This window comes from Desulfovibrio sp. SGI.230, from assembly GCF_050313065.1.
In the GTDB taxonomy this organism is placed as follows: Bacteria; Desulfobacterota; Desulfovibrionia; order Desulfovibrionales; family Desulfovibrionaceae; genus Desulfovibrio.
Genome location: NZ_JBNPKS010000004.1, coordinates 25,039 through 39,511 on the forward strand (window position 1 = coordinate 25,039; position 14,473 = coordinate 39,511).

Here is a 14,473-nt window from a genome sequence, read left to right on the forward strand (position 1 = left end):
TTAGATATCATGTGAAATATTTTGTAATGCAGCATCCCGTGACTGTGCCGAAGGGCACTTCCCTCCTGTCCGCTCCCGCATTTTTTCTGCCGGATACGAAGCCTTAAAATTTTTTCGATTTTTTTGTTGACAAGAGAGCCGGTTTTGCGTAGGTTTCATTTTCGCGATGGGCTGTCGTTCAATTGGCAGGACGGCGGATTCTGGCTCCGCTAATCAAGGTTCGAGTCCTTGCAGCCCAGCCATCAAAACTTCATAGCGCGTCCCCATCGTCTAGCCGGCCCAGGACAACGGCCTTTCACGCCGTCGACAGGGGTTCAAATCCCCTTGGGGACGCCAACGAAATCATGCCCTTACGAGAAATCGTAAGGGCTTTTTTCATTTTGAGGCATTTTCAAAAAATGTCCGTGCACCCCAGCGGCTATTCAGCTGCGATCCCTACCACACTCTCCCAGGCATGCTACTCCGGCCGCCGTGTAATCCGGCACCACGAACATAGCGGAACACCTTCCCCCTGCCGCGCTCTGGCATTCTAATACATCGGGCAAATCACCCAATCCTGATTATACGTCTGCTGAAGGACTTTTCGCATCATCGGACACGGCCTCGGTGGAGATACCGCGAGCGCGTATTTGGCACGTGCTGACACAAAATCCTGATTTGTTGATCTCTTGCCTTGCGTGACGTTGCCGGCCGGGCAAGCAAGATTCGTGTCCCACCCCGGACAGTACACCCGTGGCTGAGCCAGTCGGGAGAAAATGGGCTGGCAGCAGACAGGCCCAAGATGACCGTCAAACGGCTTCGGAAGCAATTCTTCGTAAAAGTCCAGCCGAAGGCAGGTGGCATGGTGGTGGGGCGGTATAGTCTCCGCGCAGATCATCCTGCTGACCAGCTGCGCGTCCCCCCCAGCTGGTCAGCAGGGTCTTGTGCGAATAAAGAGTTTTTTCATCCAGACCCGTAACAGTACAGAGTGCGGGAGATTCAGACTTGCCATGGCACTCCCTCTTGCCAGGTTATTTGAATAGGTTGCCATAAAAAATTTCTTTATTTATATCAAAAGATATTTATTCACCAAGATTAGACGAAAAAGGACTCTCCTGCGCAATGCAGCTGTTCGAACGGATACGCTTCCTCGCCCAGGAAAAGAGCATCCTCCAGTCAAAACTTGCTGAAATCATTGAGATCTATCCCCAAAAGTTCAGCCAGTGGCTTACCGAGAAAAGCCAGAAAAACATCTGGGAACATCTGCCGACGATCCTGGAAAACTTTCCCGATGTCCGGCCGGAGTGGCTGTATTGCGAGGACGGTCCCATATCGCGGGAAGCTGGCTCCCCTCTCCCAAGCCGGATCTAGAGCGGCAGCTCGACGAGGTTCGAGCCAAAATCTCGGCTCTTGAGGCGGAATTGCGCGAGGCAGACCGCCTGAATCGCAAACTCACGGCCACCTGCTGGTCGATGGCGTAGGGGATAACACCGCTGCCAGCAGTACCGGCAAGGCCAGCGACGGGCACGGATAAGCAAATTCTCCAGCAAGTGAGCGAACCATGAAATATCTTCTTCCTTTGCTGACCATGCTGACCGCCCTGCTCCTTGCAGGCTGCCATCACGGCCACGGATGCTGAGCATACCGCGTATCCTCGAACTTTTTTCCGAGTTGAACCGCGACTGGCTCTACTTTGGGGAAGGAGAGATTCTTACCAGCGACGCCTCGGCAGAAACGGCCACTGCCTCTCACTGCCAGCGGCGCATCGCCAAACTGGAAGCCGAGCTGAAAGAAGAACGCGCCTGAACCGGCGGCTTACGGAACGATTGTTGGAGATGGGGAGCAAGTAGCGGATAACGGGGGAAGGAATGAGCGAGCGTATTTTTGCCACTCAAGGAGAAGTGCTGGAATTCCTGCACAGTCTGGGCCTGAAGATTGGGCGGTCAAAGCTCAGTGCTGACTACCGCAGCGGGCGGCTGAAATGCACCTCGGACAAACAGTTCCGGGAAGACGACGTCCTTGCTTACGCCGAGAGCCTCAAGGCTCCTGCTGTACAGGAAAAGGCTGACAAGGCCCAAAAGCTCAAAGCCGAACTGGCCAGGCAGAAGGCGCTGCTCTCCTCTCTTCTGGAGGCCGTGCCGGATGATCGTGCCGTGAAGCTGGCCTTGGAAAAATGGCTGGCCAAGAACAGCGATGAGGAGGACAACTTGTGCGGCGCCGTGCGGGAGGCCTTGGGCCGCATGGGGAACATGGAGCCTTCCCGCCATGCGTCCCGAACAGAGTCCCTGCCCTCCGGCTTGCAGGCTGAAGCCTCCCCCAGCCCTGCCAAAGCGCTGCCCGAACTGGTCTATCTCGTCCAGGGGAGCGCTTCCACGCCCTACAAAGTCAGGTTCCGGGGAGAAGGGCCGGACCTGGTAGCTTTTTGCTCTTGCCCGGCCGGAAAAATGAGCAAGACCTTCTGCAAACATGCGGCCGCCCTGTTGAAGGGCGACGCCTCGCGCCTGGTCGACGGCTCCGTCGATCTGGCCGCCCTGCGCTCACGGGCGAACGGCTCCCCCCTGCTGGACAAAGCCCAGGGATATACGGCCAAACCATGGTCACACAGGGAAACCATCGCTGCCCCCGGTGCGCCGGATCAGGGCCTCAAACGCCTGCTCCCCTACATGGATCGCCTGCTGGAACAGACCACGCTCTGGCACGAATACAGCAGCAAGGACGACGGCTCGGAAAGCATCACCATCCTCGTGCAGGAATTCTACAAAAACGGCACGCCGCGCAAGCAGCCCACCCAGCTGCTCTCACTCTCCTATGAGCCCATCAAGTACCAATACGTCCACGGAAAATGGAACGATGAGCAGGAAGCCTTTGAGGCCGGAACATACAAAGCTGTGGGCAAGCGCTCCCTCCCCTATCTGGTCAACAGCACCAATTACGGGACGCTCGATACGGCGTGGACAGCCTTCCTGCAAAAATGCGACGAACTACCCTTGCTGAGCAAGGTGATGAACATAGTAAAAAAATAAGGAAATGAAATGTCCGGAAATGACGCTTTCGATGAAGTTTACCTGATAGATGATTTCAAAGAAAATCCTCATCTTGGACAAGGCGATATTATTCTTTGGCCTAACGAGACAGATTATTTAAAAAAATTTGGAATTGTTGTAACGGGGGATTGTGATATTGCACAAGAAAAATGTTGGGGTAAGATATCAGTAGTACCTTTTTTTTCAATGGGGCATTATCTTGAATATTTTGCATGTGTAAAAAAATTAAAAAAAATGAGTGAAAAAATATATGAAATTTTAAATAAAGAGTTGCGAAAAAAAAGATATAGTTATTCAAAAGAAGATATCGATTTGTATTTTTTGCGCACAGAAGCCGATAGTTCAATATCTGAAACTGCAGATAAGTGCATAAAAATACTAAAACATATCAATGGGTTTAAACAAGAATATGCGTCTAATCTTGAGGCTCTTCGAGCTGTATATGAAATCATGAAAATAAAAAATTTTAAGGACCAATTATCAAGTGAGTTGAATAATCCAGCTGAAGAGTTTTTTTACTTGGGAAAACTGCAACTAGGTGTTTTAACTCAGCAAAGTGACGCTCCGGCAATCGCTTGGTTACGCATCATCAGAGAAGTTGATATCTCAGAAATTTCTTTGACACGCACCCCCCAAACTCCTAGGCTAGGAGCACGAATCGCCCGCCTTGCCCCTGTTTTTCGCTACGGATTGACTCAGCGACTTGGAGAAATTTTTTCAAGTATTGGCCTTCCAGACGAGCATAGTGCAAAGAAAAAAAAGCACGTCAACAATATTATAGACTCCATCGAGGATTAAGATGTACGCCATCATTACAGAAAGTGCACTGTTTGCGATTATTTCATCAATTTTTCAAAAGCTTACGCCTCCTTTTTCAGACAGTAAGGAAATTTTATATAAAAAAGAAGACGTGTTCGATGTTGTCTACACTAAAAATGATTTAAATGGATGTTCTTATATTCTTATCAATATTGATGAGTTGAAAAAACTATCTGAAGATGTATCCAGAGACATATTTATTCGCTTGGCACGCGCACTTCGGGCTACTGCTCAAGTTCCTGTGCGCTTGCCTAGTACTTGGTCAGAATATCATTCTGGCTCGTTCATTTCTTTTTTTGCTACCCCGATGAATATAGGATCATCTCGATGGATAGCTGAGATAAAGAGTTCCTACCGTTCCTTATTTTTTTATCAAATAACGACAGGTACAAAAATTATTTTAGAAGACTTTGTTGCACCAACTGTCCCTGAGGGTAGCCGAGCTATCTTGGATAAAATTGTTTCTACAAACAATATCTCAAAAACTACTAAAACAGAAGCCAATATAGTTCCCCAGCTTGACTTTCAATCTCTTGGCAGCGCTGCTATCAGCAAAGAAAAAAGTTTTGAAAGTTGGATGCAGAATTTAACATCTGAACAGTACCGCGCTATTAATGATTATGCTAATCAAAGTGTTAATATTGTTGGGCCTGCCGGAAGTGGTAAAACTCTTACGCTATGTTTAAAGGCTATCAGTGACTCGCGAAAGTTGGCAGCAGCTGGGTCTCAAGAGAAAATACTGTTTGTTACTCACAGTTGGGCGATGGCTGAACGTATTGATGAAACCTTAAGAATTTTAGATTTCAACAACGCTCAGAATATCGAAGTTTGGCCTTTACTGGAGCTTTTGCGTGAAGCTCTCGGAAAAGATAAAATCGGCACACTTGATGTTCTTGGAATTGATTCCTCAGATGGAAAAGCTCAACAATTCTCAATCCTTGAATCAATTGTCCTTGATTTCATAAAAGATAAGTCTAAAATCAAAAAAATAAATTCTATTCATAAACTATCCGAAAATATCAAAAATATATTAGACAACATTAATATAGAGCCCTCAATTTATCATGAATTTTTAGAAAATATTTATTTAGAGATTACTGGAGGGCTTGCAGCGGAAGGCATTCTTCCTAGCAATATTACAAAAATAGCTAAATACATAAAAGGAGAAGATAGATCAGAGCTTTTACCGCCTTTTAACACACAAGGAGACAGACTTTTTATATTTGAAATATATAAAAAATTCATATTGAGTCTTCAAGATTTAAACTGTATTACAACCGATCAACTCGTTAGTGATGCTATTTCTCTGATGGAGACATTTGTATGGAGTGCCAAAAGAAGTACAGAAGGATATAAATCAATTTTTATTGATGAACTTCAATATTTTAATGCCCAAGAACGTTTTGCTATTACATTACTGGGATCTGATACTTCTGAAACTGTGTTTACAACAGCGGAAGACCCTCGCCAAGGAATATTTTCTTCTATATCCTCCAATTGGAATGAGAACAAACTAGTAAAAAGAGATAGCCATACTGCAATAGAATTAAAAGAAAGTCATAGATTTTCAGAAAAAATTATAGAATTTATTAAGTTTATATACGCGCAGTTCCCTCTTAATTCGATTCCTCTATCATACCAAAAAGAGGGACGAGGATTGGAACAGCCAATATTGTATACAAGTGGAAGTCAAGCCAAGGCTATCGAAGAAGCTGTTAAGTTAGTAGAAAAATTTCATACTATGGACTCTCCTCAAAAAAGGCTTGCAATTATCTGTATTGGAAAATCTGCAGTTGATGATATAATAAAAGAGCTAAAGCAAATATCGACTACAGTAATTCAATCCTTTGATGATGTTGAAAAACTTAACTACACAAGGAAATCTATTACAATAGGTGAATGGCGATACTTGGGAGGAATGCAATTTACTCATGTTATATTACTTTGGCCTTCTGGAAGCATAGCTACAAGTCCTTTTGCAAATATTGCCGAATTGACAGCTTTATACGTTGCCGCTAGTCGTGCTTCTGAATCTTTGGACATTGTGCTTTCGGGAAAGATTCACTCAGTTCTACAAAAGGCCATTGATGAATCATATGTAACGCAAAAGTATATTATTTAAAAGCATACTTACCAATAGAAGGCAGTGTGTGACACCTACATAACGGCCCCGGCGAAAGCCGGGGCCTTTGTCGTTTAACGGGAAGTGGTCTCCAGCCAGTGGGCGAAATCCAGAAGGGCCTGGCTGCCGCGAGGCAGGCCGTACTTGAGGCTCTCCTTGCGGATCGTCCAGCCGGAACGGCGATAGGGGCCGCTCAGGCAGTAGCCGGAGCCGCCCGTGTAGTTCTCGCGATTCTCCTGCCCTTCTGTGGCCAGCTTTTCCGTGGGGCTGAAGGTGGCCGCCAGCTTGCGCATCTCGCGAAAGTTGTTGCGGTCGGACTTGGAGAAGCCCAGCAGGACGCGCCTGGTCACGCTATGCGCGAAGTAGTCGGTCATGATATCTCTCTCATTCCTCGCGCAGCTCGGCGACGATGTAGCCCTTGGCCCATTCCGACGTGTGTTCCTGCCAGAAGGCCTCGCAGCGGCTTTCCCGCTCGCGGCGCTCCTGATCCGCCTTGGCCTGCTCCTGGGCGTAAACCTCATTGGCCTGCAGAACGGATTGATACAGGGCCTCGCAGCTGGACTGATCCTCGCGAAACTCCGTATTGGGGTGCCAGTGGATGATGGTGCGGTACGGCTCGGCGATGATATGGGTGGGGACCCATTGGCCGTAAGGCCGCCCATCATTCCCTTCCTGCGTGGCGATGACAGCTCCAGATGTCTACGCTTGAAGTGCAAGCTCCTCCCTAAAAAAAGCCCCAGCAAGACCGGGACGCCTCCACATGCCAGCATCATACGCATGATACCCTGCTACCGCACAGCATACGATACCGTTTCTACAGACCATACATAAAAACGGCATGCCCGTTACCTGCAGGCATGCCGTCATATTCCAAAAGCACTCTCCCCTGCCTCCAATATTGGGGGCACAGGGGGACTATTCTTCAATACCGCACAATTTCCGTACATCCTTTTGCGGAAGGCTGGTATCTCGCGTCACCAGCTTGTAGGACTTCTGCTCTCCAAGGGCATTGATGAGCAAAAGCCCATCTTCGCCTTTTTTATCAAGATAACAGGGAACGTCCGAGTTATCGACAAAGATCTCCACCCTTTCCTCGGTCTCCTTGTTTATCCTATACTTGAATCCGTATATCTTTTCTTCGTTGATCTTCATGAAGATGGATGGCATCTCTTCAAGCTGCCACCAGCCACGGATATCAAAAGCGAATGCATTCAAAGGTATCGCCAAAAGCATGAGCATCAGCACAAACACGTTTCTCACAGTATTCTCCTCAAGCTAATCAATAGCTAATTCCCTGGCATATCAGCAGGCAATATTTTCTGCATCAGCAGAAAACACTCCCTTCATCATGTATCCTGGCTTCTCTTCCTTCCTTTCCTGGATGCCGACGGCACCGATAGCAAAAATAAAAAATTATTTCAAGGATGATGCTTTCAAGAATAAATACACAATAATCAATAATTTTATTATAAAAACAATTTAGTCGAAAAATAAACAATCCATCATCATTCTAATACATAATAAATAGCTATTAAAACATATAACATGATCTATTCAAGAAATACATAAACAACATTCTATTATCAGGATAAAAAATCAATACATACCTATATTCAAAAATGAAAATATCCTCCAATGCTGACAGCACTGGAGGATATTCCGGCAATGGAGACACATTCTTTAACGGATATCAGTCCTTTTCCGGAAAAACTTCCTCGACGACCCCCCGCAGGCGCACCAGTATCCCGGCATCCACCTGAGCAGGACCGCCATAGGGGTATTCCCTGCCCAAAAAGCGGTATTTCTGCTCACCCATACGGTGGTAGGGCAAAAGCTCGTAATGGACGGCATCCATGGAGCGGGCCAGCTCGACGATACGCCGGATGAGCTCTTCGTCATCATTGATACCGGGGATAAGCGGCGTACGCAGGTGGATGGGCAGATGCGGATACGCGCTCCGCACAGCCGCAAGGTTGCGCAGGATGCGCTCATTGCCCATGCCCGTCGCCTTTTTGTGGGCCTCGCTGTCCAGATGCTTGATGTCGAACAAAAGGTAGTCGAGCTTGCCGCAGGCGGCAAGGATGGTCTCTTCGGGGGCCTGACCGCAACTTTCCATGGCGGTATGCACGGCCCGGTGCTCCGCCTCTTCCAGGATGGAGAGGCAAAAATCCCCCTGCTGCAACGGCTCGCCGCCGCTCAGGGTCAGGCCGCCGCCGGAGCGGGCATAAAAGGCGGCATCTTCTTCCACCTTGTCCAGCACTTCGCGGGCCGTCATGGTCTTGCCGTAAAAGGTCAGCGCCTGTCCCGGACAAACCTCCGCGCAGGCACGGCAAGCAGGATCGCAGCGTTCCCTGTCCCGATGGATGCCGTCCTGCTCAAGGCGCAGGGCCTGTTGCGGACAGGTGGCCACACAGCGCCCGCAGCCAAGGCATTTGTCCGCATTGTACGCCTGTTGCGGTGCGGCCTCCTGGGATTCGGGATTGCTGCACCACAGGCAGCGCAGCGGACAGCCCTTGAGGAAGACCAGCGTCCGTATGCCCGGGCCGTCATGCACGGAATAGCGCTGGATGTTGAAAACGGTACCGCGATTCTTGTCCGACATGGCATCTCTCCCGAAAGGCGGAAGGGGGCCGAAGCCCCCTCCCTGAGGTTGGATTGGCGATTTACTAGACCTGCTCGTGCTGGGTACGGGCGATGAGGTCGTCCTGCAGATCCTTGGACAGTTCCGTGAAGTAGGCGCTGTAGCCCGCGATGCGGACGATGAGGCCGCGGTACTTTTCAGGATCCTTCTGGGCATTGACCAGGGTCTGGCGGTTGACCACGTTGAACTGCACATGCCACAGCCGCAGGTCCACGAAGGCGCGGATGAAGCTCACCAGCTTGCGGGTACCTTCCTTGCCGGCCAGGCAGCTGGGGGTGAACTTGATGTTCAGCAGGCGGGCGGCACGCTGGAACATGTTGTAGTTCTTGGAGTTGAAGTTGGAGAGCAGCACTGCGGTAGGCCCGTTGACGTCGGCGCCGTGCGAAGCGGAAGAGCCGTCGGACAGCGGCGTCCAGGCCTTGCGGCCGTTGGGCGTGGCGGAGACCACGCGGCCGAAGGGCACGTGCGAGGTGAAGGGCACCATGCGGAAGTCGCACTTGATGCCCAGACGGGGCGCGTACTTCTTGCTGAATTCCTGGGCCAGGCGATCGATCTCCAGACCGATGCTGTCGGCGTAATCATCATTATTGCCGTAGCAGGGGGCACTCTGCAGCATCTTGCGGACGTCTTCCTTACCTTCGAAGTTGCATTCCAGAGCGTCCAGCAGCTCCTGCATGGTCAGTTTCTTGTCGTCGAAGACCAGCTTGCGGACAGCCGACAGGGAGTCGATGGCCGTACTGTAGCCCAGGCATTCGAAGTAGCCGAGATCCAGGCCGCCTTCGTAGTGGTGATCCTGGTGCAGGTCCACGCATTCCTTCATGGCCAGCACATGCAGGGCATCGGAGATGGGCGTGGCAAAGTGCTGCGCGCGGGCCTTGATGATGTGGTACTGCTGCATGAAGGCGTGGCGCATCAGGTAGTTCTGCTGGGTGGCGTAGGCCTGCCAGAACTCTTCCCAGGTGGTGAAGTTGCGCACGTCACCGGTCTCCACGGTCAGCAGTTCGTCGCCGTACTTCTTCATGCGGCCGTTGTAGAGCACCAGTTCCACGGCGGCACCAAAGTTCATCTGGGCATGGCCGCTGGTGTAGGTATCCACGCGGGGCATACGGATCTCGGCACAACCGGAAGCGGCATAGTCATAGATGTCTTCCAGGGGCGCGCCCTTGGCCAGATGCAGGGGGATGATCTCGTCGTCATTGAGCAGCTTGGGGAAGCCGCAGCCCTGCTTGATCATCTCGGCCACAGCGGTCAGGAAGCGCTCGGGAGAACGGCTGTGCACACGGGCGGCCAGGTCGGGGTAATGCAGGGGGCATTCCCGCTTGGAACGCATGATGATGTAGGACAGCTCGTTGGTGGCGTCGCGGCCGTCGCGGGTCTGGCCGCCCACGGTCACGGCTTCCCAGTGGGAATAGCCTTCATGCGTGGCCTTGTTGTAGGGCGTGATGGCCAGGTCCAGGCACTGGGCCATACTGGCCCACATGCACTGGAAGAGCTCGATGGCGCCTTCCTCGTCGATGCGGCCTTCGGCCAGGTCCTTCTGGTAGTAGGGCCAGAAAAGCTGGTCCATGCGGCCGTTGGTGGGGTTGGAGCTGATCTTCTGCTCCAGGCGGGCAAAAGCCTGGGTGAACCAGTGGGCCTGGATGGCTTCATGGAAGGTGCGCGGCGGGTTCTCGGGCACCCATTCGCAGTTGGAAGCGATGGTCAGCAGCTCCTGCTTGCGGCGGGGATCGGTCTCTTCGGCGGCCTTGCGGCGGGCCAGTTCCGCATGGCGGCGGGCCCAGGTGACGATACCTTCACTAACGGTGACGATGGCTTCCAGGTAGGGACGCTTTTCGCTCTGGTCCACCGGATCGTCGGGATCCAGTTCGGCCATGCGGGCCAGGGCTTCTTCACGGATGCCCTTGAAGCCCAGCTTGAACAGACGTTCCCAGTCCAGGCACCACTGCAGGCTGGAACGGTTGGAGGCCGTTTCGCAGCAGATGTAGCGGGAGATGTAGCCGCCCTTGTCGGCATAAGCCAGGCGGTGGGACTCGGGATCCAGACGGCTGTTCAGATCCTGGTGGAAGGTCTTGTCCTTCCAGTAGGGGGTGATGATCTCTTCCACGGCGCGGGCGTCTTCGGCGTTGACGTCGAAGGGGGAGGCCTCGTGGCCGGGCAGTTCCTTGAGGGCGGACGCCTGATAGTCGCCGTCCAGTTCGGGATACAGGATGCCGTAACGGGCGCCCTGCTGGCCGCAACGGCCGGCGATGAGCTGGTCATCGTCGATGTAGACGGTCATGTTCTCGCCGATGTGCTTGAGGGCCTTGGCCCAGCGCAGCACCAGCAGTTCGCCTTCGGTCTGCTTCATGGATTCGGTGAACAGCAGCGCGCGCTCCACGTCGATATGGGGCTTTTTGCCTTCAAAGGCAGCCACCAGACGGTACAGGCGGGGATGCTTTTCAGCATAGGGATTGCTCTTGCCGGCGATGGTATCGAGAAGGAGCTGTTCCTGTTCGGAATAAGTGCAGGCACACGACATGATATGTTCCTCCAGGGCCCGCAGGCCCGTTGTTTGTTCTTGTTGTACGATCCTCTACTTGCCGCTGGAGCTGCCCGTGGCGTCCACGCTCTTGCCCATGGTCTCCTGTCCCCAAATGGCCAGGAGCGCCGTGGAGACGAGGTAGCAGATGGCCAGGAACCAGAACACCGCGTGCTGGTTGCCGGAGGCGATGAGAAAGGCGATGAAGTAGGCCGCCAGCACGCCGCCGCAGATGCGGCTCACGGCTTCGCCGAGACCGGCGCCCGTACCGCGCAGTTCCGTGGGATACTGTTCGGCGATGTAGAGCTTGCAGATGGAGAAGATGGCATTGCCGAAGAAGGCCAGGGCCGTCCCCACGATGAGCCAGGCATTGAGGCTCTCCACCATGGTCAGCAGGATGCTGCAACCGGCGGTCAGCAGGGCCAGGATGATGTACATGGGCTTGCGGCCGTACTTTTCGATCATGTGGCCGCAGACCATGCCGGCCACGGCACCGATGGCCATCATCAGGCCGCCCATCAGCACGGAGCTGGACATCTGGAAGCCCTTGCCCGTGAGGATGGTGGGCGCATAGACCATGACCACGTACCAGAACACCAGGGCGGCCGAGAACATGGAGTAGGACACGATGGTGCGGCTCAGGTACGGGGGCTTGAAGAGCATGGTCCAGCTGACCTTGGGCTTGTTGCCGGAACGGGCCTCGTTCACGGCGGTCAGGATGGCGGGATCCATGTAGTTCTTGTCATGCTCCATGCCCAGACTGCTTTCCAGACGTTCCACCAGGGCCTCGGCTTCGTCATGACGGTTGTGGCGCATGAGCCAGCGGGGAGATTCCGGCATGTACTTGTGGATGAAGTACAGCATCACGATGGGCAGACCACCCACGAGGAAGGGCAGCTTCCAGGCCACTTCCAGCGGGAAGGTGGCCACGGCCCAGGCGCCGAAGGAAGACGGCAGCACATAGGAGAGCACGAGGATGGAATTGCAGTAGGCAAAGGTGACGCCGCGCTGCTTGGCCCCCACCAGTTCGGAGATGTACAGATACGGGATGGGGAAGACGGCGCCCGAACCAAGGCCGCTCAGAAAGCGCATGGCCACGACCCAGTAGAAGTTCTCCATCAGGGGGCCCATGAAGGTGAAGACCGTGAAGATGAACACGGCCCAGAAAAGGACGCGCTTGCGACCATAACGGTCCGAAAGGAAGCCGCAGCTGAAGGTGCCCAGCACCACACCGATGGTGGAGCAGGTGGCCAGCAGGCCGGTCTCCGCCGGGCCGAGGTTCCAGATCTGCTTGAGGACCAGCACGGTCTGGCCGATCAGGCCCAGGTCAAAGGCTTCCACCACGCTCACCGCGGCCAGCACGGCGATGATCTTCAGCATTTCGCTTTTGACCGGCAGGCGGTCGAAGCGGGACAGGCAATTGGCCTCGCGATGTATCAGGGACTGGTTTTCCATGATCTCCTCCATCCTAGGAGCGGCTGTACACGACATCGCCGCCCACATAGGTGCGCAGCACGGCAATGTCCTTGATGTGTTCGGGGGCGACCGTCAGGGGGTTCTCGGCCAGCAGAACCATGTCAGCGTACTTGCCGGGCGTCAGGGAACCCTTCACATGCTCCTCGAAGTTGAGGAAAGCAGCATGGATGGTCACGGCCTTGAGGGCCGACATGACCGTCACGGCCTGGTCAGGCCCGTACACGGTGCCCTTGCGGCTGGTGCGGGTCACGGCCGTGCAGACCTGGATCAGGGGATCCACCGGCGTGATGGGGGCGTCGGTATGCAGGTTGTAGGGCAGGCCCAGTTCATCAGCGTCATGGCAGGGGCAGAAGCGGGCCACACGGTCCGCGCCCACATAACCGGCATGGATCTCGCCCCAGTGGTACAGGGGGCTGATGAAGAAGCAGGGATAGGCCCCGGCAGCCTTGAGACGCTGCAGCTGGCTGTAGCTGGGATACTGGCAATGGATGACCAGGTGCCGCGCATTGGGACGGGGATGGAGCTGCTGCAGGCGCTCGTAGGCCTGGGTCACGATCTCGATGCCACCGTCGCCATTGGCATGGATGGCGATCTGCCAGCCGGCCTTGTGGATGGGCAGGATCTTTTCCACCAGCTCGTCCACGGTATAAAGGAATTCACCGCGGTAATCCGCGCCCTTGGCAGGATCCACGAAGGGATAGGGCTCCAGGAAGTAACCGGTATGGCCGCGCGGATCCCCGTCGGCCCACAGCTTGGCCGCGCCCATGGTCACCCGGCCGTTGCCGGAAAGATCCGTACCGGGCACATGGTTGGGATACGGAGCCAGGCGGCTCATGTCATTGGCGCGGATGAAAAGCACGGTACGGATGGTCAGGGTGCCGTCGTGCGCGCAGTCCAGGACCAGCTCGGTCACCTTGTGGCCCAGTTCCGCATCCATGGGCGAAAAGGCCGGGCCACCCTGCGCCGTGGTGATGCCGCAAGAGGCATAGCGGGCGCTGTCGTCAGCCAGGGCCGCACGCATCTCGTCCAGGGTAAAGCCGGGGATGTGCTTGCGCACCAGGGTCTGGGCCGGGATGCCTTCCAGGATGCCGTTGGGCTCGCCCTGGGCATCACGGCCGATGATGCCGCCGGCCGGATCGGGCGTATCGCGGGTGATGCCCGCGATCTCCAGGGCCTTGCTGTTGGCGATGCCCGTATGGCCCGTCACATGGCGGAAAAAGATGGGAACGTCCGTGGAAACTTCATCCAGGATCTCGCGGGTGGGATAACACTGCTCCTCCATGCCTTTTTCGTCGAAGCTGTGCCCGACGACCCACTGGGAAGGACGGTCGTCATGCAGCTTGCGGCGCAGGCTCTCCTTGAGGGCTTCCATGTTCTCCACAGCACAGTCGGCCGCATACAGACGGTTCATGCCGCCGCTGCAAAAATGGCTGTGCCCGTCGATGAATCCCGGCAGCAGCGTGCCCCCTTCCAGAGAAACCAGGTCGGCGCCATCGCCCACAGCCTGCTTCACATCCTTCAGAGAGCCCGTGGCCACTATACGCCCGTCCATCACGGCCAGCGCTTCGACCTGGGGGAAATCCGCATCCATGGTCAGGATGGTACCGTCATGGTAAATGGTGATCTTATGGTTTGCCATTGGGAAACTCCTGTTGATTTCTTGGTCCGTATAAAGCAAAGGCTGTGCCACAAAAATAACAAGCAATATTTTCAATATGTTAAAAAATAATCCCCTCGATTCCTTTTGTGATTATTGCATTATTGCAATAATCAATGCCCGTGTGATGCCTGCACATTTGCAAATTCGCAGTATACATTCTATTTTATAAATAAAATAAATAAAAACAAATAGTTATAATATTTATTTCATTTTT

General features: G+C 53.5%; 11 protein-coding genes and 2 tRNA genes. 7 read left to right on the top strand and 6 right to left on the bottom strand.

Annotated elements, in window-relative coordinates; genetic code table 11:
• Positions 1-167: 167 nt before the first annotated feature.
• The 7 genes from ACQRAG_RS05280 (at position 168) to ACQRAG_RS05310 (ending at position 5,964) form a co-directional block, all read left to right on the top strand.
• A tRNA-Gln gene (locus tag ACQRAG_RS05280) sits at positions 168-242 on the top strand.
• 17 nt (positions 243-259) lie between these two features.
• Positions 260-336: transfer RNA gene (locus tag ACQRAG_RS05285), tRNA-Glu, on the top strand.
• Between the two features lie 765 nt (positions 337-1,101).
• Positions 1,102-1,350, top strand: a complete 249-nt coding sequence (locus ACQRAG_RS05290; RefSeq protein WP_427803923.1) for a hypothetical protein — start codon at positions 1,102-1,104, stop codon at positions 1,348-1,350.
• 261 nt (positions 1,351-1,611) lie between these two features.
• Entirely contained in the window at positions 1,612-1,785 is a 174-nt protein-coding gene (locus ACQRAG_RS05295) for a hypothetical protein (RefSeq protein ID WP_427803922.1), read from the top strand.
• Positions 1,786-1,847: 62 nt separating this feature from the next.
• Positions 1,848-3,002 (top strand): SWIM zinc finger family protein, encoded by a 1,155-nt coding sequence (locus ACQRAG_RS05300; RefSeq protein ID WP_427803921.1) that lies wholly within the window; start codon positions 1,848-1,850, stop codon positions 3,000-3,002.
• Between the two features lie 9 nt (positions 3,003-3,011).
• The gene (locus tag ACQRAG_RS05305) at positions 3,012-3,821 is read left to right on the top strand and encodes a hypothetical protein (protein WP_427803920.1); all 810 of its coding nucleotides are present in this window, start codon (positions 3,012-3,014) and stop codon (positions 3,819-3,821) included.
• Position 3,822: 1 nt separating this feature from the next.
• Positions 3,823-5,964 (top strand): UvrD-helicase domain-containing protein, encoded by a 2,142-nt coding sequence (locus tag ACQRAG_RS05310; protein ID WP_427803919.1) that lies wholly within the window; start codon positions 3,823-3,825, stop codon positions 5,962-5,964.
• Positions 5,965-6,038: 74 nt separating this feature from the next.
• Here the strand turns inward: ACQRAG_RS05310 and ACQRAG_RS05315 are convergent, their stop codons facing one another.
• From ACQRAG_RS05315 to ACQRAG_RS05340, 6 genes are all read right to left on the bottom strand, one after another.
• On the bottom strand, positions 6,039-6,338 hold the full coding sequence (locus tag ACQRAG_RS05315; RefSeq protein ID WP_427803918.1) for a hypothetical protein: 300 nt from the start codon (positions 6,336-6,338) through the stop codon (positions 6,039-6,041).
• A 541-nt stretch (positions 6,339-6,879) separates the two neighbouring features.
• Complete coding sequence (locus ACQRAG_RS05320) at positions 6,880-7,224, bottom strand: hypothetical protein (RefSeq protein WP_427803917.1); 345 nt, start codon at positions 7,222-7,224, stop codon at positions 6,880-6,882.
• Between the two features lie 430 nt (positions 7,225-7,654).
• Entirely contained in the window at positions 7,655-8,566 is a 912-nt protein-coding gene (locus ACQRAG_RS05325) for a glycyl-radical enzyme activating protein (protein WP_427803916.1), read from the bottom strand.
• A gap of 64 nt (positions 8,567-8,630) precedes the next feature.
• Positions 8,631-11,123 carry a (2S)-3-sulfopropanediol dehydratase gene (hpsG, locus tag ACQRAG_RS05330; RefSeq protein ID WP_204673965.1) on the bottom strand — a complete coding sequence of 831 codons (2,493 nt, stop codon included), beginning with the start codon at positions 11,121-11,123 and terminating at the stop codon, positions 8,631-8,633.
• 54 nt (positions 11,124-11,177) lie between these two features.
• Positions 11,178-12,578, bottom strand: coding sequence for an MFS transporter (locus ACQRAG_RS05335; protein ID WP_204625438.1), 1,401 nt, complete (start codon positions 12,576-12,578; stop codon positions 11,178-11,180).
• Positions 12,579-12,591: 13 nt separating this feature from the next.
• Positions 12,592-14,238, bottom strand: coding sequence for an amidohydrolase (locus ACQRAG_RS05340; protein ID WP_304026562.1), 1,647 nt, complete (start codon positions 14,236-14,238; stop codon positions 12,592-12,594).
• Between the last annotated feature and the right edge of the window lie 235 nt (positions 14,239-14,473).